Genomic DNA, 20,394 nt, shown 5'->3' with positions numbered 1-20,394 from the left:
TCGATCCCGGCCGGGCGGAAGGCCCCGGTCTGGCAGAGGATCGGGCAGACACGGCTGTCACGGCCTCAACCATGTCCAATGCTCCTCCGTCGCACCCGTTCCGCTGCGACGCACAATTTAGGCCAGCGTCAGCCTTAAGCTTCGGTTACAGATTTCGCCATGGCGCGATGTCCGTGCTGCACTGCGACAAGAGATGGCAGGGGCGGGCTCAGGAGCGGCGCAGGATCACCCCCTCGTCGGGCCCGAGCGTCAGGGTCTCGCGGGCGCGCGCCCCCGCCCGGCCGGCCAGCGTCGAGAGCAGCACCGTCCAGTCGCCCTCGGGCAGGGACAGGCTGTGCGGATCGCCGCCGAAGTTCAGGATCACGCGCAGGCACGCGTCGTCGGCGCAGCGCTCGTAGGCGAGCACATCCCCGGCCTCGACCGGCAGGCCCCGGTAGTCGCCCACGCAGAGCGCCGGGTGGTCGCGCCGCAGCGCCAGGAGCCGCCGGTGCAGGGTCAGCATCGAGCCGGGATCCGAGCGTTGGGCCTCGACGTTGCGGGTGGCCCAATCCTCCGAGAGCGGCAGCCACGGCTCCGCGGCCGAGAAGCCGGCCTGCGGGGCCTCGTCCCACTGCATCGGGGTACGCTCCGGGTCGCGGCCGTGGCCGGGCTCGTTGCGCTCCCAGGGGTCCCGGGCGCGCCCCGGCGGGATCGCGACGCGGCCGAGCCCGATCTCGTCGCCGTAATAGAGGGTCGGGGTGCCGCGCAACGTCAGCAGCAGCATCGCGGCGATGCGGGCCTGGGCCTCGCCCACCCGGGCGGCGATCCGCGGCTGGTCGTGGTTGCCCAGCACCCAGTTCGGCCAGCCGCCCTCGGGGAGCGCCGCCTCGTACTGGGCCACGAGGTCGGCGACCGCGTCGGCCCGCCACGGGGTCTGGATCAGCTGGAAGTTGAAGGGCAGGTCGGCGCCGGTGAGGTCGGGGCCGTAATAGGCCACCAGCCGCTCGATCGGCAGGTAGATCTCGCCGATCAGCACCCGCTCGCCGTACTGGCGCAGCACCGCCCGCATTCCGGCGATCACGTCGAACACCTCCGGGCGGTCGGCGGAATAGACCTGGGTGAAGCGGTTGATCTCGGGCGTGCCCGGCGCGTAGTCGGGATTGGCCGGGTTGTCGCGGAATCCGGCATCCTTCATCAGGTGCCAGATCACGTCGACCCGGAACCCGTCGACCCCGCGGTCCAGCCAGAAGCGGAGCGCGTCGTGCATCGCGGCCCGGACGGCGGGGTTGCGCCAGTTCAGGTCCGGCTGCTCGGCCAGGAAGGCGTGGTAGTAGTACTGGCCGGTGGCCTCATCCAGCGTCCAGGCCGGGCCTCCGAAATTCGACACCCAGTTGTTCGGCGGACCGCCCCCCGGGGCCGGGTCGCGCCAGATGTACCAGTCCCGCTGCGGGCTGGAGCGCGACGACCGGCTCTGCGCGAACCACGGATGCGCGATCGACGAGTGGTTGGGCACGAAGTCGAGGATCACCTTCAGCTTGCGCCGATGGGCCTCGGCGACGAGCGCGTCGAAGTCGGCCAGCGTGCCGAACAACGGGTCGATGCCGCAGTAATCGGCGACGTCGTAGCCGAAATCCGCCATGGGCGAGGGGTAGACCGGCGAGATCCACACCGCGTCCACCCCGAGCCACGCGAGGTAGTCGAGCCGCGCCGTGATCCCCGGCAGGTCGCCGACCCCGTCGCCGTTCGTGTCCTGGAACGAGCGCGGATAGACCTGGTAGACGGTCCCGCGCTTCCACCAGACGGTCTCGGTCATGCTGCGCCTCGCGAATCCCCGGCCCAGGGTTAACCGCTGAGCCGCGCGCTGGCGACGGCGCAGATGCGCGCGACGCGGGCTGGCGGTGCCGGCCGTTGTGTCTAGAATGTCACGTAGTCGCGCCATATCTCCGGCCGCGCCGTCGCACGCCCCGGTCGGGGCGGCACCGCCACGACTTCGCCAGGAAGCCGGTCGCACAGTCGCGGCTTCGGGGCACGGATCGCCCGCCCGTTCACGCGGTGGCAATCCATCAAAAGAGATAATCCGCCCACGATAGCCCTGGCACTAGACTCCGGGGCGCTGACTTTGGGGGACCCGCACGTGCTGAACGACGTTCTCACTCCGCCCGCCCAGCGGGACGCCCTGCGCGACGACAGCGCGGCCGAGATGCCGATGGCCGCCGCCTGGACCGCGCCGCTCCTGTCGCAGACCGGTGACACCGTGGTCGACCTGCGGGAATCGATCCGCGCCAAGCTCACCTTCGCGCTCGGCCGGACCCCCGAATCCGCCCGTCCGCGCGACTGGTTCGTGGCCACCGCGATGGCCCTGCGGGAGCGGGTCGTGGCGGCCTGCATGGCCTCCGAGAAGGCCGTGCCGAACAAGCGGGTCTACTACCTCTCGCTCGAATTCCTGATCGGCCGGCTGATGTCGGACGCCATGAACAACCTCGGCCTCACCGACACGACCCGGGCGGCGCTGCGGGAACTCGGGGTCGATCTCGACGCCGTGCAGGATGCCGAGCCGGACGCCGCGCTCGGCAACGGCGGCCTCGGGCGGCTGGCCGCCTGCTTCATGGACAGCATGGCCAGCATCGGCATCCCGGCGATCGGCTACGGCATCCGGTACGATCACGGCCTGTTCCGCCAATCCTTCGAGGACGGCTGGCAGCGCGAGGCGCCGGAGACGTGGCTCGCCGAGGGCAATCCCTGGGAGTTCGTCCGGCCCGACGCGACCTACGCGATCGGCTTCGGCGGCACCGTCACCCTGTCCTCGCCCGGCGAGGGCGTGATCCGCCGCCACTGGCAGCCGGCCGAGACCGTGCGGGCGGTCGCCCACGACATCCCGGTGGTCGGCTGGCGCGGGCGCCACGTCAACCGGCTGCGCCTGTGGAAGGCGGAGGCCGGCGAGCCGGTCGACCTCGGCCGCTTCAACGACGGCGACCATGTCGGCGCGGTGGCGGCGCGCATGCGGGCCGAGGCGATCTCCCGGGTGCTCTATCCGAGCGATTCCTCCGCCGACGGGCAGGAACTGCGCCTGCGCCAGGAATACTTCTTCACCTCGGCCTCGCTCCAGGACCTCATCGCCCGCCACGTCATGGAGCGCGGCGACGTGCGGTCCCTACCGGACCACGCCGCGATCCAGCTCAACGACACCCACCCGGCCATCGCGGTGCCGGAGCTGATGCGCATCCTGATGGAGGACCACGACCTCTCCTGGGAGGATGCGTGGCACGTCACCACCCACACGCTGAACTACACCAACCACACCCTGCTGCCCGAGGCGCTGGAGACCTGGCCGGTGGAGCTGATGGAGCGGCTGCTGCCGCGCCACATGCAGATCATCTACCTGATCAACTGGATGCACCTGGAAGAGCAGGCCAAGCACGGCCGCCAGGACGCCGCCCACCAGGACGCCGCCTACCTGGCCTCGATCTCGCTGATCGACGAGGCCCATGGCCGCCGGGTCCGGATGGGGCACCTCGCCTTCCACGGCGCCCGGCGGGTCAACGGCGTCTCGGCGCTGCACACCGACCTGATGCGGTCCACGGTGTTCGCGCCGCTCCACGCGCTGGATCCGGACAAGATCGTCAACAAGACCAACGGCATCACCTTCCGGCGCTGGCTCCACAACGCCAACCCGGGCCTCACCCGGCTCGCCGTGGAGACGGTGGGCGCGGGCGTCCTCGACGATCCCGAGCTGCTCCGGGGCCTCGAGGCCCATGCCGAGGATCCGGCCTTCGTGGCGCGCTACGCCGCCGTGCGCCGGCAGCGCAAGGAGGCGCTCGCCAAGGTCGTGGCCGAGCGCACCGGCATCGACATCGATCCGGACGCGCTGTTCGACATCCAGGTCAAGCGCATCCACGAGTACAAGCGCCAGCTCCTCAACGTCGTCGAGACGGTGGCGCTCTACCAGGCGATCAAGGCCGAGCCGCACCGGGACTGGACGCCCCGGGTCAAGATCTTCGCCGGCAAGGCGGCGCCGAGCTACGTCCGGGCCAAGCTGATCATCAAGCTCGCCTGCGACGTGGCCAAGGCGGTGAACGACGACCCGGAGGTCGCGGGCCGGCTGAAGGTGGTGTTCCTGCCGAACTACTCGGTGAGCCTCGCCGAGACGATCATCCCGGGCGCCGACCTGTCGGAGCAGATCTCCACCGCCGGCATGGAGGCCTCGGGCACCGGCAACATGAAGTTCGCCCTCAACGGCGCGCTCACGGTCGGCACGCTGGACGGGGCCAACATCGAGATCCGCGACCATGTCGGGGCGGACAACATCTTCATCTTCGGCCTCGACGCCGCCGGGGTGCAGGCGCGCGAGGCCGAGCCGGGCTACGCCGCGAAGGCGATCCAGGCCTCGCCCCGGCTGGCGGCGGCGCTGGACATGATCGCCTCCGGGCGGTTCTCGCCGGAGGAGCCGGGCCGGTTCCGGCCGCTCACCGACGACCTGCGCCAGCGCGACCAGTACCTGCTCACCGCCGACTTCGACGATTACTGGCGGGTGCAGCGCTCCATCGACGCCGCCTGGCGCGACCCGCGCGGCTGGTGGGCCAAGGCGATCCGCAACACCGCCCGGATGGCGTGGTTCTCCTCCGACCGCTCGATGCGCGAATACGCGGACGAGATCTGGCGCGTCCGCCTGGGCTGAAGAAGAAGTCCCGGTTTCGAAAGGAAGTCCTGGTTTCGAAAGGAAGTCCTGGTTTCGAAAGGAAGTCCTGGTTTCGAAAGGTCTTGCACCTTTCGCGGGTCCAGGGCGGAGCCCTGGTGCCGGGCTCCGCCCGAAGTCGGGGCCAAGTCCTGGATGTCTTGCCCCGACACCCCGCCGAAGGGCCTCAAGCCCTTCGCTTTCAAGGTGTTCGGCCCCGTGCGCGCCGTGGGATCGGCGCTCCCGAGCGGATCACGCGCGTCCCTTTCCCGGACAGGTGAAGCGAAGCGGAACCTGATCCGGGACCCAGCACACGAAGCGCCGCGCCAGCGGCACAGGTCGATCAGGCGGACGCTGCGCGCCGTCGTGTGCTGGGTCCCGGGTCGCATTCCGCTGGCGCTGCATGCGCCCGGGAAAAGGACCGTGCAGACCGGCTCGACGCCATATCCTGGCTCTCAGCCTAACACCTTGAAAAGGTAGGGCCTCAGGCCCTCGGGAAACCCGTGAGCCGGCGCAGGTTGCGGAGAAGCCGGTGGCGGATCAGCGCCGCGCGCTCGGCGAGCCCGAGCCTGCGCCGGAAGAACACGTGCGACACCCGGCCGAGACGCGGCCCCCGGTCCGGCTCGCCCTTGCGCAGGGCGATGTCGGGCAGCGCGGAGTCCTGCGTGATCGTCAGGGAGCGCGCGGCCGGGAACAGGGCGGTGCGGTAGACCGAGCGCATGTAGTACGAGAATTCGTCGTAGGCGGTGATCGCGCGCGTCCGCCCGCGTGCCGGATCCCGGATCGTGAGCGTGCCCGCCTGCGGCCCGTAGGTCACGAGCAGGCCGATCACGCGACGCGGTCGCCCGAGCGGGATCTCGACGCGCGCGCCCTCGGGGATCTCCAGGAAGTGCAGCGGGATGCCGTTGCGGCGCAGTTCGAACCCGCATTCCAGGCCGGGGAGGGTGCGCAGCGGCAGGGATTCGAACCGGGCCGGCAAGCCCCGGAACCGGTCGACATAGGCGCGGCCGGGGGGCGGCGCCCGCATGAAGGCGTAGACCAGGGTGCCGTAGAGTTCGGCCCCGGCCGGGGCGACATGGGTCCCGTCCTTCAGCAGGTAGGTGATGTCCCCGGCCCCCGCGGCGGCCACCGGGGCGGCGATGTCGAGACAAACGATGCCGTAGAGGGCGCGGTACTCAGCGAGCAGGGCGGCGACGGGCTCGGCCGCGTAATCGACCCCGCCCTGGTGGAGGTTGAGGAAGGCCACCGGCAGGCCCCGCCGGGCGGTGGCCGCCAGGATGTCGTCCAGGTAGGCCCGCATCGTCGCGCCGTCGAAGTAGCGGACGTTGCCGGTGAACAGCTCCAGCAGGACGTGGTCGCAGGGACAGGCGTCGAGGATCTCGTCGATCAGGCAGGCGATCGAGGGGAGGGAGTGGCCGCCCCAGCCGCTGCGCAGGAAGGTGACCGGCCGCCCCTCGGCCGCCGCCAGGGCGTTGGCGCGCTCGACATAGCCCGCCAGCTCCGTGACGCTGTAGCCGAGGCAGAGCACGCGGAGCATCGACGCAGACCGACTCACGGGAAATGACGGGATCCCAAAGGGCCCCCGGCCCTGCGGCGGGGTCTCGGGGCGGAGCCCTGATGGTCCGGGCGCGGTCCGCGGACGGCCGTCGTGGTCAGTCGAGCACGATCGGGTAGCAGCGCGCGCCCACCGAGGCGGCGAGCACCTGCACGGCGCCGATCGTGGCGATGTCGCCGGCCACGTGGACGACGTCGGTGGCGCGCAGGCTCGGCAGGTGGGCGGTGAGCGGGCCGGAGCGCACGTCCGGCGGGCGCTGGCCGCCGCGGTCGGCGCAGAGCACGATCCGGCCGACGCCGGTGCAGCGCAGCCAGTCCAGGCTCTCGCGCATGTAGAGGTCGAGGGCGTCCCGGGCGCCGACCGCCAGCGCCATCTCGCGGGCGGGCTCGACGTAGCGGGCCGCCCGGGCGATCGCCCAGATCGGGCCGAAGCCGGCTCCCGCCGCCACCAGCACGAGCCGCCCGCCGCCGGGCCGGTACTGGCCGCGGCCGACGGGGCCCTTCAGGCGCACGGGCTGGTCGAGCCGGATCGCGTCGACCGGGCCGCCCTCGGGGTCGCGGGGGATGTGGAACACCGCCTCGTTGATCTCGGCCGAGCCGTCGATCCGCAGGGTCGGGGCCAGGGTCAGGGCGGGCAGGCCCGCGAAGGTGACGAGCGCCTGGTGGCCGGGCTCGAGGTTCGGGCGCCGGGTCAGGGTCGCCACGACCTCGACGATGCCGGGGCAGAGCCGCCGGATCTGCGAGACGGTGCCCTTGCGGATGGCGACGGCCGGGGGCGGGGCCTCCTCCTGGCCCAGGATCGGGGCGCCGGGCAGGCTCGGCCGCAGGGCCTCGGCCCGGGCCCGGCGGGCCGGCGGCCGGCGGCTCGACGGGGCGGCACTGCCCTGGCCGGCGACCTGGTTGGCGAGCTGCGCCTGCACGGGCGCGATCATGCCTTCGGCCAGCGCCGCCTCCAGCGGCGTGTCGCCGGTCGAGACGCGCACCGACCGGCCGTTGACGACGAGCGAGCAGCGCGCGCCCATGGCCGTACCCCGCTTGGTCTGGAGAGGGATCACCGGGCGCGGATCAGCAGGGTGTCCACCAGGGACGCCCAGCGCTCGCGGGTCGCCCGCACGTCGTCGCTGGCCGCGGACTCGGTCAGGAGCTGGCGCTGCGCCCGGAGGGCCTCGACCTCCTGCCGCTGGGCCCGGAGCACCGCCTTCATCACCTGCAGCTCGGTCTCGAGCCGGGCGATCTCGTCGGCCTCGTCGAAATCCTCGGACAGGTCGTCCTGGGCGGCGCCGGAGACGCGCGGATCCTGTCCGGACAGAGCTTGGCCGGACAGAGCCTGGCCGGGGAGCGGCAGCCGGGTGCGGGCCTGCTGCTCCAGCCGGACCGGCCGGGCGATCAGGCGCCGCACGAGATCCGAGCTGCCCGCCTGCTGGTAACGCCTCGCCGCCTCGGCCATCCGCCCATCCCCTCCACGGGCGCCGGAGCGCCAATCCATCAACAGGAGCTTGCGCGGGCATGGTTAAGGGGGGCTTAAACTGATCGTCGACTCTCGGGGGTGTTCACCCCACCTCCGCCGCAGCCCCCGTCATCAACCCGGCCACCAGCATGTAGGTCTCGGTCCAGACCGCGCGGACCTCCGGGGTGAAGTCCGGGCCGAGGCCCTGTTCCAGGGTCCAGAGCAGCGCGGCGCCGACCGGGGCGTAGTGGGCGGCCTGGGTGCCGTAGGCCACGTGCTTGCGCCCGAGATCCCGGATCGCCGGGGCCACGGTCTCCGGGTGGCCGAGATGGGCCACCGCCAAGCCCAGCATGGCCATCAGTTTTTTCTTCTGCTCGGCCATGTCGTCGGGGAAGAGCGGGCGGACCTCGGGGGCGATCTCGAACAGGCGCCCGTAGAACAGGTCGGCCGCCGTCCCGGCGATCGGCCGCACCTGCGCGAAGCTGTCCTGGACGAGCCTGACCTGTTCGGGCGTCATCGCATCCCCTGCCACCGCCTTCATCGCTGGTCGGCAGTATACCTGATTGGGCCGACCCGAACCAGGATCAGGCCGCTTCCGGCGCCGCCCCGACGATCTGGCGGGCCTGCAGCATGGTCATCGGCTCGCCGAAGGCCGGCCCGAGGGCGTATTCGCAGCCGAGCCCGGCCAGCGCCTGGGCGTCGCCCTCCGATTCGCAGCCCTCCGCCACGATGGCGAGGTTCAGCTCGCTCGCCATCCGGACGATGGAGCGCAGGATCGCGGTCTGGCCGGTGCCGATCTGGCGCACGAAGGTGGCATCGACCTTGATCGTGTCGAACGGGAAGCGCTGGAGGTAGGACAGCGCCGAGTAGCCGGTGCCGAAATCCGACAGGCACAGGCCGGCCCCGAGGTCGTGGATGCGCGCCAGCATCTGGGCGGCGTATTCCGGGTTCTCCATCACCAGGCTCTCGCTGAACTCCAGCTTGAGCGAGCCGGGGAGCGCCCCGGAGCGGGCCAGCACGGTCTTCACGTCGTGCAGGAGGTCGTGGCGCAGGAGCTGGCGGGAGGACAGGTTGCAGGCTGCGAAGATCGGCGGCTCGACCTCGAGGGAGCGCTGCCAGGCGGCGAGCTCCAGGGCGGTGCGCTCCAGGGCGAAGATGCCGAGGTTGACCACGAAGCCGCTCTCTTCGGCGAGCGGCATGAAAGTCGAGGCCGGGATGCGGCCGAGCTTCGGGTGGTCCCAGCGCAAAACGGTCTCGAACCCCGCCACGGTGCGGTCCTCGAGGCGGACCACGGGCAGGAACAGCACCCGCAATTCGTTGCGCTCGATCGCCTTGCGCAGGTCGCTCTCCAGCATCAGCCGGTCGGAGCGGTCGGTGCGCATGTGGGCGCGGAACACCTCGATCCGGTCGCCGCCGTTGCGCTTGGCCTGGATCATGGCGATCTCGGCGCTCTTGAACACCTCGTCGCGCTTCAGGTTGGCCCCGGCCTCGTAGAGCGCGAGCCCGATCGAGACGGTGAGGAAGATCTCCCGGTCGGCGTAGGTGATCGGCGTGGCGATGGCGCGCCGGATCATCTCGGCGAAGGCCAGGATCCGGTCGGGGTCGCGCTCGGACAGCAGGATCACGGCGAACTCGTCGCTGGAGATCCGGGCCAGGCTGTCCTGCGGCCGCAGCAGGCGGCCGAGCCGGCGGGACAGGGTCAGCAGGATCGAATCGCCCGCCGACAGGCCGATGGCGTCGTTGATGCCCTTGAACCGGTCGACATCCAGCACGATCACGGTCGGCTTGAGCCGCTGGTCCTGGCCGGCGAAGGCGAGGGCCGCGTCGAGGCGGTCGCCGAACAGCTCGCGGTTGGGCAGGCCGGTCAGGCTGTCGTGCACCGCGTCGTGGAGCAGGCGCTCCTCCGCGGTCTTGATCTCGGTCACGTCCGCGATGGTGCCGACCACGCGGATCACCTCGCCGTCGGCGCCGATCACGGGGCGCGCCTTCAGCCGGTACCAGAAATAGGTGCCCGCGGCCGAGCGCAGGCGGAAATCGTGGACGATGCGCCCGCGCCGCTCCTCGATCACCGTGTCGAGGGCCGCCGAGTAGCGCTCCACGTCGAACGGGTGGAGCGTGCCGAGCCAGTTCGTCGCCGGGCCCTCCAGGGTGCCCCGGGGCAGGCCGAGCTGCGCCTCGATCTCGGGGCCGGCGAAGACCCGGTCGGCCGGCACGTCCCAGTCGAACACCACGTCGCCCGCGCCGGTGAGCGCCAGCGCCCGCCGCTCGGTGTCCGACACCAGGGCGTGGCTGAGGCCGCCCCCCGCGAAGGCGTGCTGGAGCACCGTGAAGCCGATCAGCATCACGATCAGCACCAGGCCGCCGATGAGCGCCGGCTGCACCAGGTCGCTGCCGATCTGGCCGGTGACCGCGAAGCCCGCCGCCGTCACCCAGACCACCAGGAGCAGCCAGGTCGGCACCAGCAGGATCGCCCGGTCGTAGCCGTTATGGGCGGCGAGGTAGACGATCAGCAGCAGGCCGATCCCGGCCACCGCAGCGATGGAGATGCGCGCCACCCCCGCGGCCACCGGCGGGTCGAACACCGCGAGCCCGACGAGGCCCGCCAGGAAGGCCAGCCAGAAGAACGCCACGTGGCTGTAGCGCACGTGCCAGCGGGCGAGGTTCAGGTAGGCGAACAGGAACACCAGCAGCGTCGCCCCGAGCACCGCCTCGGCGGAGGCCCGGTAGACCCGCTCGGCCAGCTCGGTGACGGGGAACACCCGCTGCAGGAAGCCGAAATCGATGCAGGCATAGGCCAGCACCGACCAGGCCAGGGCCGCGGCGGCCGGGAAGATGATCGCACCCTTGACCACGAACACGATGGTCAGGAACAGGGCCAGCAACCCGCTGATGCCGATGATGATGCCCTTGTACAGGGTCAGCCCGGCGGTCTTGCGGCGATAGGCGTCCTGATCCCACAGGTGCAGCTGGGGCACGTTGGGGCCGCGCAGCTCGGCGACGTAGGTGACCGTGGTGCCGGGATCCAGGGTGATCGTGAACTGGTCGGCCTCGGGGTTCTCGTCGCGCTCCGGGCGGATGCCCTGGCTCGCCGTGATGGCGGCGATCCGAGAGCCGCCGAGATCGGGCCAGATCACCCCGGAATCCACCAGCCGGAAATGCGGCGCCACCAGGATGCGGTCGATCTGCTCGTCGGTGTCGTTGGTGAGCGCGAACACGATCCAGTCGGGCCGGGCGCCAGCGTCGCGCGCCTTCACGACGATGCGGCGGACGATGCCGTCCTTGCCGGGCGCCGTGGAGATCTGGATCAGGTCGCCGTCCGAGCGGTAGCGCTCGATCGCGGTGGTCAGGTCGATCACCGGCGCGTCGAGGGTGACGCGCACCGCCTCGACGGCTTGAGCCGGCCCACACAGCGCGAGGGCACCGACGAGACCGCCGACCAGTGTCAGGAGGAGGGCGAGGATGCGCAAGGGTGTCTTGAGTTCCGGCCGTGCGAGCTTCGGCATCGGCCACCCGGGCGGCCGCGATCGAAAGGAAGTCCCCGACCCCGGGGCAGCCGCCCCGGTCCGGATCCGGACTCCGCGGATCGCGCCCCTTTGCGGCCAAATCAAGTTGGGCGGGGCAGGGGGCGTCGGCGCGGGGCCCGAACAGGGCGTCTCAGAGCCTGTCCGGCCCGGATTCTCTTAACCCTCACCGTGCGGGGCGCGCGCGGTCAGGCGCTCCGGCGGAGGCTCAAGCCCCCCGAAGCGCGGCGGCGATCCGGTCGAGGGCGGGCAGCTTGCGGATCGGGCCGATCGCCGCGAGCGTCGGGGCGCCCTTCAGCATCGCGGCCGCGGCGGCCCGCACGTCCGCCACCGTGACGGCGTCGACCTTGTCGATCACCTCGCCGGCCGGGATCACCCGGCCCCAGGCCAGGATCTGGCGGGCGTTGCGCTCGATGCGCCCGCCCGGCGTCTCCAGGGCCGAGAGCAGGGACACCTTCAGCTGCGCCTTGGCGCGGGCGATCTCGGGCTCGGCGAGGTCCCGGGCGGCCCGGGCCGTGGCCGCCAGCGTCACGTCGACGAGCTCGGGCAGGTCCGCCCCCGAAGTTCCGGCGCCGATGCCGAACAGGCCGCAATCGGAGAACGGCCAGTGGAAGGCCTGGATCTCGTAGGCGAGGCCGCGGGTCTCGCGCACCTCCTGCCACAGCCGCGAGGTCAGCCCGCCGCCGAGGACCTGGGCGAACATGTGCAGCGCGTAGTAGCCGTCGTCCCGGAACGACAGGCCGGGCAGGCCGATCACCACGTTGGCCTGTTCGAGCTTGCGCGGCATCCGCCGCTCGCCGCCGCCGTAGACGCCCGGCACGGCAGCCGGCGCCACCGTGGCCGGCAGGGCGCCGAAATGGCGCTCGGCCGCCTCGACGATCGCCTCGTGGGTCACCGCGCCGGCCCCGGCCACGACGATGCGGTCCGGCGTGTATTCCCGGGCGAGGTAGGCGCGGATCCCGGCCTCGTCGAAACTCCGGATCGTCTCGGGGCGCCCGAGGATCGGGCGGCCGACCGGCTGGTCCGGGAAGGCGGCCTCCGTGAAGGCGTCGTAGACCACGTCGTCCGGGGTGTCCTCGACGGCGGCGTATTCCTGCAGGATCACGCCCTTCTCGCGGGCGAGCTCGCCGGCATCGAACACCGAATCGGTGAGGATGTCGCCGATCACGTCGAGGGCGAGGCCGGCATCCTCGCCGAGGACCCGGGCGGTGTAGCTCGTCCCCTCCGTGGAGGTGGCGGCGTTGATCTCGCCGCCGACATTCTCGATCTCCTCCGCGATTCCGTGGGCCGAGCGCGTGCGCGTGCCCTTGAACGCCATGTGCTCGATGAGGTGGGACAGCCCGGCCTCGTCGGCGCGCTCGTTGCGCGAGCCGGCCCCGACCCAGACGCCGAGGCTCGCGGTCGCGACCCCGGGCATCGGCTCGGTCACCACCGTCACGCCGTTGGCGAGCCGCGTGGTGCGCAGGGACGGGGAGGCGGCGTGCGTGGTGAAATGCTGGTTCATCGCGGGTTTGCCCCACCCCGGGTGATGCGGGCGCGCTCGCGGATCAGCCGCTCCACGGCGGCCTGATCGTTGGCCACCGGGGTCATGCGCTCGGGCCGGTCCATGAGGTCGGCGAGGTGCGGCGGCAGGGGCGGGCGCAGGCCGCCGGTGGCCTTGGCGACCGCGTCCGGGAACTTGGCCGGGTGCGCGGTGGCCAGGGCGACGACGGGGGTTGCGGGATCCCGCTCCAGGAGCCGGCGGCCGGCGCGCACCCCGATGGCGCTGTGGGGATCGAGCACGATCCCGGTGGCGGCCTGGGTCAGGGCGATCTCTTCCATCACGTCGGGCTCCGGCACCGCGACGGCGTCGAACTCGGAGCGGATTGAGGCCAGGATCTCCGGGCTCAAGGAGAAGCCGCCGGACTGCTTCAGCCCGGACATCAGCCGCGACAGCGCCGAGGCGTCGCGGCCGAGCGCCTCGAACAGCAGCCGCTCGAAATTCGAAGAAATCTGGATGTCCATGGAGGGGGAGGTCGTGGGCACGACGCCGCGCAGCGCGTAGGCGCCGTGCTCCAGGGTACGCACCAGGATGTCGTTGGCGTTGGTGCCGATCATCAGCCGCTCGATCGGCAGCCCCATCCGCTTGGCGACCCAGCCGGCGAGCACGTCGCCGAAATTGCCGGTCGGCACCGCGAAGGAGACCGGCCGGTGGGGCGCGCCGAGCGCCACCGCGCTGGTGAAGTAGTACACCGCCTGCGCCGCGACCCGGGCCCAGTTGATCGAGTTGACCCCGGACAGGCGCACGGAATCGGCGAAATCCGCGTGCTGGAACAGGGCTTTGACCAGGTTCTGGCAATCGTCGAAGGTGCCGTCCACGGCGAGCGCGTGGACGTTCTGGGCCGGCACCGAGGTCATCTGCCGCCGCTGGACCTCCGACACGCGCCCGTGCGGGTAGAGGATGAAGATGTCGACCCGGTCGAGGTCCCCGAACGCCTCGACGGCGGCCGAGCCGGTATCGCCCGAGGTCGCGCCCACGATGGTGGCGCGGGTGTCGCGCTTGGTGAGCACGTGGTCCATCAGCCGCCCGAGCAGCTGCATCGCCACGTCCTTGAAGGCCAGCGTCGGCCCGTGGAAGAGCTCCAGCAGGAACAGGTTGTCGTCGAGCTGGGTCAGCGGGCAGACCGCCGGGTGCCGGAAGGTGGCGTAGGATTCGTCGATCATCCGGTCGAGATCGGTGTCTTCGATCTCGCCATCGATCAGCGGGCGCAGCACGCGCTTGGCCACCTCCGCGTAGGGCTTGCCGGCGAAGCCGGCGATCTCCGCCCGGCCGATCTGCGGCCAGGTCTGCGGCACGTAGAGTCCGCCGTCGCGGGCGAGGCCTGCGAGGAGGGCATCCGAGAACGAGAGCGGCGCGGCCTCGCCGCGGGTCGAGACGTGGAGCACAGGGGCCTCCGGGAGGAAGGCGCCCCCTCTACACGATGCGGGCGGACCTGTCGAAAATCCGGGCGGTCGCGGCGGGCCCGCGCGGTTTAACCGGGCCTGAACGGGCCGGTTCAGGACCGGTTGCGCCGCCGCGCCTAGGACCGGATCACCCCCGCGGCACCCCGGTTCGACCGGCCGGCGCCGCCGGGGCGGCCCGACCCCGCCCGCGGGGTGCTTCCTCAGAGAGAGCCGACATGATTCGAACCCGCGCCGTTCGCCCCCTCGCCATTCGACCCCTCACCTTGGCCGGCGCCGCCGTGCTGCTGCTCGGCACCGCCGCCATCGCGCAGACCCCGCCCCCCGGCGGCCCGCTTCCGGGCCCGGAAGCGGGCGCCCCGCCGCCCCCGCCCCCGGGCGGTCCCCGGCGCGGTCCCGGTCCGGACGGAGCGCCCCCGCCGCCCCCGCCGAAGGGCGCGCATTTCCGGCTCGAGCGCGGCGATGCCCGGATCGACGTGAAATGCGCCGACGAGGACTCGATGAAGGCCTGCGCCGACATCACCCTGCAGCTCCTCGACAAGCTCGCGACGCTGCGGCCCGCCGACGCCCGATAGTTCTTTGCCACGACGGCGGGGCTCGGAAACGACCCCGCCGCCCGCCGGCACCCACGACAGGATCACCGACATGACCGATACAAAAACCGATTCACACCACGCCGCCGGCACCGTCTGGGCGGTGTTCGGACACCGCTTCGCCCTCGACGGGGCCGGGGGGCGGATCCTGGCGGATCTCGGACCGAAGGGAGCCGCGGGGATCGCCCTGGCGGTGGGCGATCGGGTCTCGCTGCAGGGCACGCGGAAGCCCTCCGAGATCAAGGTCACCCGCCTCACCCTGGCGGACGGCTCGACCCGCACGATCGACTGGCCCGAGAGGGAGACGCACGACCATCCGCCGGCCGATCCCGCCCTGGCGATCCGGGCCGCGGAAGCGGCGGGCTACGCGGTGGCCGGCGCGCCCGCACGCAAGCCCAAGCATTTCGAGCTGCGGGGCGCGAAGGATGGCGTGAGCCACGAAATCCACGTCGCGCTCGACGGCCGGATCCGGAAGACCAAGGTCCTCGCCGCCGCGTAAGGCCGGGCGCGCGGGCGCCCGTTCAGGCGCTCGTGCCCGGCGCCTTGATCAGGCGGCAGCCGGTGATGCGCCAAGCCCCGTCCGCGTCCCGGGCGAGGCTGTATTCGGCGGTCCAGTCGACGCCGTACTCATCCTGGATCGCCACCGACTGCACCACCCCCGCCTCCCCGGTGTCCCGGCCCTCGCCGAACACGAAGCTGCGGTGGCGGTAGACCGGGCGGTACTGGGTGCGCACCATGCCGATGAACAGGTCGGCGTTCGGGAACATCTCCCGGATCGCCGGGGCCGCCTGGGCGTAGGCGGTCGGCGCGTCGTCGCGCCCGAGCGCCTCGACCTGCCGGGTGATCACCGCCCGCGCCTCCGTCCGGGCGCCGTCATCGGCCAGGGCCGGCCCCGCGAGGCCGAAGACCAGCAGGAGGGTGAGCCACGCGCGCATCGACGGTCACTCCGATCGGGCGCCTCCCACGAGACACCTGAGCCGACTGATCATCTAGACGGACGAAGGCGGTCGGCAAGCACCGCGCGCGCAGGATGTGCAGGCATCGCGCGCCGGTTGTGCAAGTCGCTGGAAAGAGAGGCATTTCCGGCCCCGGGCCGGTGTGCGGGTTTGCTTCTGTGCCCAGGTTTTGCGAGCGTCCGCAGACCGACTCGCGCCCACATGGCGCGGTCGCGCGGAGCAGAGGGCCATGGTGCAGAGCCAGGCGGACGCGGAAACCCTTCCCGAGCCCATTCCGGCCGGGGACGTCGCCCCGATGAGCGTCGGGGTGTTCATCCCGATCGGCAACAACGGCTGGCTGCTGTCGGAGAACGCCCCGCAATACCGGCCGAGCTTCGCGCTCAACAAGGAGATCACCCTCAAGGCGGAGGCGCACGGGCTCGACTTCGCCCTGTCGATGATCAAGCTGCGCGGCTTCGGCGGCAGGACCGAGTTCTGGGACCACAACCTCGAATCGTTCACCCTGATGGCGGGGCTGGCCGCGGTCACCACCCGGATCAAGCTGTTCGCCACCGCGGCGACCCTGTGCATGCCGCCGGCGATCACCGCCCGCATGGCCGCGACCATCGATTCGATCTCGGACGGCCGCTTCGGCCTGAACCTCGTCACCGGCTGGCAGAAGCCGGAATACGACCAGATGGGCCTGTGGCCCGGCGAGGCGTATTTCTCGAAGCGTTACGACTACTTGGCAGAGTATGCTCAGGTTCTGCGCGACCTGTGGGAGACGGGCGCCAGCGACCTCAAGGGCACGTATTTCCAGATGAACGATTGCCGCTTGAGCCCCCGACCGCAGGCGCCGATGAAGATCATCTGCGCCGGGCAGAGCGGGGCCGGCCTGGATTTCACGGCCCGCTACGCCGACTACAATTTCTGCCTGGGGAAAGGCCTCAACACGCCCACCGCGTTCGCCCCCGTGGTCGAGCGGCTGGCCGAGGCCAGCGCCAGGACCGGGCGGCGCGTGACCGCCTACGCGCTGTTCATGATCATCGCCGACGAGACCGACGCCGCCGCGATGGCGACCTGGGCGCATTACAAGGCCGGCGCCGATACCGAGGCGATCGCCTGGCTCGGCCTCCAGGGCGCGGCCGACACCAAGTCCGGCAGCGACACCAACGTCCGCCAGCTCGCCGACCCGACCTCCGCGGTGAACCTCAACATGGGCACCCTGGTGGGCAGCTACGCCCAGGTGGCCGCGATGCTGGACGCGATCATGACGATCGACGGCGTCGAGGGCGTGCTGCTGGTGTTCGACGACTTCCTGAAGGGCCTCGACGCGTTCGGGACCCGGATCCAGCCGCTGATGCAATCCCGCCGGCACGTGGTGCCGGCGCCGCTAGCCGAGGTCGCGTGATGGATAGGCCCGCCGGATTCCACGACGCCCAGGGCCGCCACGGCGGCGTCATCCTACCGGCCCGCCCGGAGCCGATCGCCTTCGACCCGGCCGCGACGGCGCTGATCGTCGTGGACGTGCAGAACGCCTACGCGAGCCCGGGCGGCTATCTCGATCTGGCGGGCTTCGACGTGTCGGGCACCGGCCCGGTGATCGCGCAGATCGTCCGGGCCGTGGCGGCGGCCCGGGCAGCGGGCATCCGGGTCCTGTGGTTCCAGAACGGCTGGGACCCGGACTATGTCGAGGCCGGCGGCCCGGGCTCGCCGAACTGGCACAAGTCCAACGCCCTCAAGACCATGCGGCGGCGGCCCGAGATGAACGCCCAGCTCCTGGCCAAGGGCTCGTGGGACTACGCCCTGGTCGACGCCCTGAAGCCGGAGCCCGGCGACATCGTGCTGGGCAAGCCGCGCTACAGCGGCTTCTACAACACGCCGCTCGACAGCATGCTGCGGGCCCGGGGGGTGAACACGCTGGTCTTCACCGGCATCGCCACCAATGTCTGCGTCGAGTCGACCCTGCGGGACGGCTACCACCGGGAGTATTTTGGAATTGTGCTCGCCGATGCCACCCACCAGGCAGGCCCGCGGAGCCTGCACGAGGGGGCGCTCGCCAACATCGAGACCTTCTTCGGCTGGGTCTCGGACGTTGCCGCGTTCGAGGCGGCGCTGCGCGCGCAGACCCGCGCCGCCGCCGAATAGACCGCCCGCCGTCCCCAAACCCGCACCGCGAAAGTCCCAAAAAAATGCCGAAGCAGGTCGTCATTCCGCCGGGGTCGGGCAAGCCGCTCGCCCCCTACGTGCCCGGCACCCTGGCCGACGGGGTGCTGTACGTCTCGGGCACGCTGCCGCTCGATGCCGAGGCCAACGTGGTCCATGTCGGCGACGCCGGCGCCCAGGCCCGGCACGTGCTGGAGACGATCAAGGGGGTGGTCGAGGCCGCGGGGGGCACGATGGACGACGTGACCTTCAACCACGTCTTCCTGAAGGACTGGGCCGATTACGCGGCGATCAACGCGGTCTACGCGGCCTACTTTCCCGGCGAGAAGCCGGCGCGCTACTGCATCCAGTGCGGCCTCGTGAAGCCCGAGGCGCTGGTGGAGATCGCCTCGGTGGCCCATATCGGCCGCTGATCAGGGGCCCCGCAACAGCTTCGGCGCGAGGCCGGGCAGGGCGGCGGCCAAAAGTCCGGCCGCGCGCAGCACCTCGGCGGCTTCCTCCGGCGAGCGGCGGGCCAGTGCCAGGGCGAGCCGCAGCGGCACCTGCGCGCAAAAGCTCGCCAGCGTGAGGGCGAGGGCCGCAAGCCGGCCGTGATGCTTGTGCGCATACAGGATCTGGCTGCGCAGGAAGTAGAACAGGCGCCGGGCCCGCACCTGCCGGGTCGTGCCCTGGCCGACATGGTGGGCGACCGCCCCGGCCACGTGCCGCACCGCGAAGCCGGCGGCCCGGGCGCGGGTGCACAGGTCGGCATCCTCCCAGTAGACGAAGAAGCGCGGGTCGAAGCCGCCGAGCGCCGCGAACAGGTCCCGGCGGATCATCAGGAACGCGCCCATCACCTGCCCGACGGCGCGGTCCTCGGCATGGTCCCATTCGACCAGAAAATGCGGCCGCACGAGGCCCAGCCGGTCGAGCGCCAGGGCGCGGCCGAGGAGGCCGCGACCCGTGGGCGCCCGGGCGCAGGAGCGCGCGGTCCGCCCGTCCGGGTCGACCAGCCGGGCGCCGACGATCCCGGTGCGCGGGTCGGCCGTCAGGGCGTCCAGGGCCACTCTGGGGGCGTCGGGGGCGACCTGCGTGTCCGGGTTGAGGAACAGGATCGCCGGGGCGTCCCCGGCGGCGGCGCCCTGGTCGCAGGCCCGGCCGAAGCCCAGGTTTTCAGCGTTGCGGATCAGCCGGAACGGGCGGGGCAGGGCGGGCAGGTCGTCCGCCGAACCGTCCTGCGAGGCGTTGTCCACCACGATGACCTGCACGGCGGCGGCCTCCTGCACGGCCGCGAGGCTCGCCAGGCAGGCCCGGAGCAGGGCGCCGCCGTTCCAGTTGACGATCACCACGTCGAGGACGGCGCGGTCGGTCATGGGCGATCCCGCGGGGGCCCGAGACGCCCGAGGGCGCCGTCGCGGGCGGCTCCGAGCAACCGCAGCAGGACGGCGGGCCGCCAGCCCGAATCCGCCCAGTACAGCCCGGCCTGGAGCGGCAGGTAGGCGGCCTGGGCGAGCTTCCAGCGCAGGGGCACGTGCGGCAGGCGCCAGGCATAGACCGCGTTGCGCAGGTAGGTCGCCATCCGGAACAGGGGCTGGCGCGGCATCGCGATCCCGAAGCCGCGGATCACCCCGCCCCCGACCCGGTGCGGGATCGCGACGTCCCGGGCGAGGTAGCAGCCGTAACCGAGACTCCAGGCGCGAAAGCACCATTCCAGCTCGACGCCGTCGATGAAGAAGTCGGCGCGGAACGGCCCGACCCGGGCGAGGGCATCGAGGTCGATCAGCGAGCCCGAGGTCGCCAGGAACTGCACCGGGGCGAGGGCGCCGCAGGCTTGAGAGTTGACGCCGCAGGCTGGGGGGAGGCCGCCGCAGGCTTGAGAGATGACGCCGCAGGCCGGCGCGAGGTCGCCGCAGGCCGGTGCACCAGGGCGGGCCGGGTAGGCCGGCGCCTTGTGGCCGGCGGCCGGCGCGGGGGCTGGCCCCACGACGGCCGCCGGGATCCCGGCCTCCCGGAGCCGGTCGCGGGCGGCCAGCAGCGCCGCGGCCAGCCCGGCGGGCGGCGCGGCATCCTGGTCGAGCAGCAGCAGGGTGTTCGCCCCCGCCGCCCGGGCCGCCGCCGCGATCCGGTTGAGCGCCTCGGCGATGCCGACATTGCGCCCCGCCGACAGCAGGCTCACGCCGGCCCGGACGAGGCGCTCCGCCTCCGCATCCGCCAGGCCGCCATCGTCGAAGGCGATCACCCGGGCGAATCCGGACGCGGCGTGCGCCAGCACCCGGTCCACCTGGTCCCGGCTCGGCCGGAACAGGGTGATGCCGAGCGCGAGGCGGTCCAGTCCGGGATCAGGCACGGGCCGGGCTCCGGCGGCTCACGCCCGCTCCACCGCGGCGTTGCGGGTCGGCATCGGTCGAGCGGGGATGCCGGAAGGGAAAGCCGGCGAGGCGGCGCATGGCGTCGATCCGGTCCCGATGGGTCGGCGTTTCGATATCGCGAGGCCCGGTCCCCGACAAGCGGCCAGGTCGGGTCGCGCAGCCGCGCAGGCCGAGGTCGAGGTCGAGCCGACCCATGGTTTACGGACTCGGCCGGTTCCGTTAGTTCGACGGGCGAAGAA

18 protein-coding genes are annotated in these 20,394 nt (G+C 72.0%); 6 read left to right on the top strand and 12 right to left on the bottom strand.

What is annotated here, in order from left to right:
• Positions 1–208 precede the first annotated feature (208 nt).
• A complete protein-coding gene (locus tag MFF40_RS12335; protein ID WP_238260640.1) occupies positions 209–1,792 on the bottom strand; it encodes an alpha-amylase family glycosyl hydrolase in 1,584 nt (527 codons plus the stop codon).
• 321 nt (positions 1,793–2,113) lie between these two features.
• Here MFF40_RS12335 and MFF40_RS12330 point away from each other — a divergent pair, with 321 nt between their 5' ends.
• Positions 2,114–4,654 (top strand): glycogen/starch/alpha-glucan phosphorylase, encoded by a 2,541-nt coding sequence (locus MFF40_RS12330; RefSeq protein WP_147854647.1) that lies wholly within the window; start codon positions 2,114–2,116, stop codon positions 4,652–4,654.
• Positions 4,655–5,135: 481 nt separating this feature from the next.
• Here the strand turns inward: MFF40_RS12330 and MFF40_RS12325 are convergent, their stop codons facing one another.
• From MFF40_RS12325 to thrC, 7 genes are all read right to left on the bottom strand, one after another.
• On the bottom strand, positions 5,136–6,188 hold the full coding sequence (locus tag MFF40_RS12325; RefSeq protein ID WP_238260638.1) for an SGNH/GDSL hydrolase family protein: 1,053 nt from the start codon (positions 6,186–6,188) through the stop codon (positions 5,136–5,138).
• A 115-nt stretch (positions 6,189–6,303) separates the two neighbouring features.
• Positions 6,304–7,227 carry a ferredoxin reductase domain-containing protein gene (locus tag MFF40_RS12320; RefSeq protein WP_238260636.1) on the bottom strand — a complete coding sequence of 308 codons (924 nt, stop codon included), beginning with the start codon at positions 7,225–7,227 and terminating at the stop codon, positions 6,304–6,306.
• 29 nt (positions 7,228–7,256) lie between these two features.
• Entirely contained in the window at positions 7,257–7,652 is a 396-nt protein-coding gene (locus MFF40_RS12315; protein ID WP_238260634.1) for a hypothetical protein, read from the bottom strand.
• A gap of 103 nt (positions 7,653–7,755) precedes the next feature.
• A complete protein-coding gene (locus tag MFF40_RS12310; RefSeq protein ID WP_238260631.1) occupies positions 7,756–8,169 on the bottom strand; it encodes a globin family protein in 414 nt (137 codons plus the stop codon).
• A gap of 67 nt (positions 8,170–8,236) precedes the next feature.
• Positions 8,237–11,155 (bottom strand): sensor domain-containing phosphodiesterase, encoded by a 2,919-nt coding sequence (locus tag MFF40_RS12305; RefSeq protein WP_147856512.1) that lies wholly within the window; start codon positions 11,153–11,155, stop codon positions 8,237–8,239.
• Positions 11,156–11,381: 226 nt separating this feature from the next.
• Positions 11,382–12,677 carry a M16 family metallopeptidase gene (locus MFF40_RS12300; RefSeq protein ID WP_147897976.1) on the bottom strand — a complete coding sequence of 432 codons (1,296 nt, stop codon included), beginning with the start codon at positions 12,675–12,677 and terminating at the stop codon, positions 11,382–11,384.
• Positions 12,674–14,098 carry a threonine synthase gene (gene thrC / locus MFF40_RS12295; protein WP_147897977.1) on the bottom strand — a complete coding sequence of 475 codons (1,425 nt, stop codon included), beginning with the start codon at positions 14,096–14,098 and terminating at the stop codon, positions 12,674–12,676. Before thrC ends, MFF40_RS12300 begins: the two co-directional genes overlap by 4 nt.
• 233 nt (positions 14,099–14,331) lie before the next feature.
• Between thrC and MFF40_RS12290 the strand changes: the two genes are divergently transcribed.
• On the top strand, positions 14,332–14,688 hold the full coding sequence (locus MFF40_RS12290; protein WP_238260629.1) for a hypothetical protein: 357 nt from the start codon (positions 14,332–14,334) through the stop codon (positions 14,686–14,688).
• A 70-nt stretch (positions 14,689–14,758) separates the two neighbouring features.
• Positions 14,759–15,205, top strand: coding sequence for a hypothetical protein (locus MFF40_RS12285; protein WP_147856685.1), 447 nt, complete (start codon positions 14,759–14,761; stop codon positions 15,203–15,205).
• A 22-nt stretch (positions 15,206–15,227) separates the two neighbouring features.
• Here the strand turns inward: MFF40_RS12285 and MFF40_RS12280 are convergent, their stop codons facing one another.
• Entirely contained in the window at positions 15,228–15,641 is a 414-nt protein-coding gene (locus MFF40_RS12280; protein WP_147856686.1) for a DUF4864 domain-containing protein, read from the bottom strand.
• A 316-nt stretch (positions 15,642–15,957) separates the two neighbouring features.
• On the opposite strand from MFF40_RS12280, the gene rutA reads away from it, so the two are divergent.
• Genes rutA through rutC form a run of 3 tightly spaced genes read left to right on the top strand, consistent with a single transcriptional unit; the run spans position 15,958 to position 18,220 of the window.
• Positions 15,958–17,052: a pyrimidine utilization protein A gene (gene rutA, locus MFF40_RS12275; protein ID WP_147856689.1), complete on the top strand. Its 1,095-nt coding sequence runs from the start codon at positions 15,958–15,960 to the stop codon at positions 17,050–17,052.
• Positions 17,052–17,789 carry a pyrimidine utilization protein B gene (gene rutB / locus MFF40_RS12270; RefSeq protein WP_147856687.1) on the top strand — a complete coding sequence of 246 codons (738 nt, stop codon included), beginning with the start codon at positions 17,052–17,054 and terminating at the stop codon, positions 17,787–17,789. The genes rutA and rutB overlap by 1 nt, the downstream gene beginning before the upstream one ends.
• Before the next feature lie 44 nt (positions 17,790–17,833).
• Positions 17,834–18,220 carry a pyrimidine utilization protein C gene (gene rutC, locus MFF40_RS12265; RefSeq protein ID WP_147856688.1) on the top strand — a complete coding sequence of 129 codons (387 nt, stop codon included), beginning with the start codon at positions 17,834–17,836 and terminating at the stop codon, positions 18,218–18,220.
• Here the strand turns inward: rutC and MFF40_RS12260 are convergent, their stop codons facing one another.
• The 3 genes from MFF40_RS12260 to MFF40_RS12250 are packed head-to-tail and all read right to left on the bottom strand — an operon-like array spanning position 18,221 to position 20,350.
• Complete coding sequence (locus tag MFF40_RS12260) at positions 18,221–19,159, bottom strand: glycosyltransferase family 2 protein (RefSeq protein WP_238260627.1); 939 nt, start codon at positions 19,157–19,159, stop codon at positions 18,221–18,223.
• Positions 19,156–20,133 (bottom strand): glycosyltransferase family protein, encoded by a 978-nt coding sequence (locus MFF40_RS12255; protein ID WP_238260625.1) that lies wholly within the window; start codon positions 20,131–20,133, stop codon positions 19,156–19,158. The genes MFF40_RS12260 and MFF40_RS12255 overlap by 4 nt, the downstream gene beginning before the upstream one ends.
• The gene (locus tag MFF40_RS12250; protein ID WP_238260622.1) at positions 20,126–20,350 is read right to left on the bottom strand and encodes a hypothetical protein; all 225 of its coding nucleotides are present in this window, start codon (positions 20,348–20,350) and stop codon (positions 20,126–20,128) included. The genes MFF40_RS12255 and MFF40_RS12250 overlap by 8 nt, the downstream gene beginning before the upstream one ends.
• Positions 20,351–20,394 lie beyond the last annotated feature (44 nt).

The organism is Methylobacterium mesophilicum, from assembly GCF_022179445.1.
GTDB lineage: Bacteria > Pseudomonadota > Alphaproteobacteria > Rhizobiales > Beijerinckiaceae > Methylobacterium > Methylobacterium mesophilicum.
This window is presented reverse-complemented; position numbering and strand designations above follow the sequence as displayed.

Coding starts and splice junctions, on each gene's coding strand:
- MFF40_RS12335 (WP_238260640.1), bottom strand. CDS start 1,792: ATGACCGAGACCGTCTGGTGGAAGCGCGGGACCGTCTACCAGGTCTAT.
- MFF40_RS12325 (WP_238260638.1), bottom strand. CDS start 6,188: ATGCTCCGCGTGCTCTGCCTCGGCTACAGCGTCACGGAGCTGGCGGGC.
- MFF40_RS12320 (WP_238260636.1), bottom strand. CDS start 7,227: ATGGGCGCGCGCTGCTCGCTCGTCGTCAACGGCCGGTCGGTGCGCGTC.
- MFF40_RS12315 (WP_238260634.1), bottom strand. CDS start 7,652: ATGGCCGAGGCGGCGAGGCGTTACCAGCAGGCGGGCAGCTCGGATCTC.
- MFF40_RS12310 (WP_238260631.1), bottom strand. CDS start 8,169: ATGACGCCCGAACAGGTCAGGCTCGTCCAGGACAGCTTCGCGCAGGTG.
- MFF40_RS12305 (WP_147856512.1), bottom strand. CDS start 11,155: ATGCCGAAGCTCGCACGGCCGGAACTCAAGACACCCTTGCGCATCCTC.
- MFF40_RS12300 (WP_147897976.1), bottom strand. CDS start 12,677: ATGAACCAGCATTTCACCACGCACGCCGCCTCCCCGTCCCTGCGCACC.
- MFF40_RS12290 (WP_238260629.1), top strand. CDS start 14,332: ATGATTCGAACCCGCGCCGTTCGCCCCCTCGCCATTCGACCCCTCACC.
- MFF40_RS12285 (WP_147856685.1), top strand. CDS start 14,759: ATGACCGATACAAAAACCGATTCACACCACGCCGCCGGCACCGTCTGG.
- MFF40_RS12280 (WP_147856686.1), bottom strand. CDS start 15,641: ATGCGCGCGTGGCTCACCCTCCTGCTGGTCTTCGGCCTCGCGGGGCCG.
- rutA (WP_147856689.1), top strand. CDS start 15,958: ATGAGCGTCGGGGTGTTCATCCCGATCGGCAACAACGGCTGGCTGCTG.
- rutB (WP_147856687.1), top strand. CDS start 17,052: ATGGATAGGCCCGCCGGATTCCACGACGCCCAGGGCCGCCACGGCGGC.
- rutC (WP_147856688.1), top strand. CDS start 17,834: ATGCCGAAGCAGGTCGTCATTCCGCCGGGGTCGGGCAAGCCGCTCGCC.
- MFF40_RS12260 (WP_238260627.1), bottom strand. CDS start 19,159: ATGACCGACCGCGCCGTCCTCGACGTGGTGATCGTCAACTGGAACGGC.
- MFF40_RS12250 (WP_238260622.1), bottom strand. CDS start 20,350: ATGGGTCGGCTCGACCTCGACCTCGGCCTGCGCGGCTGCGCGACCCGA.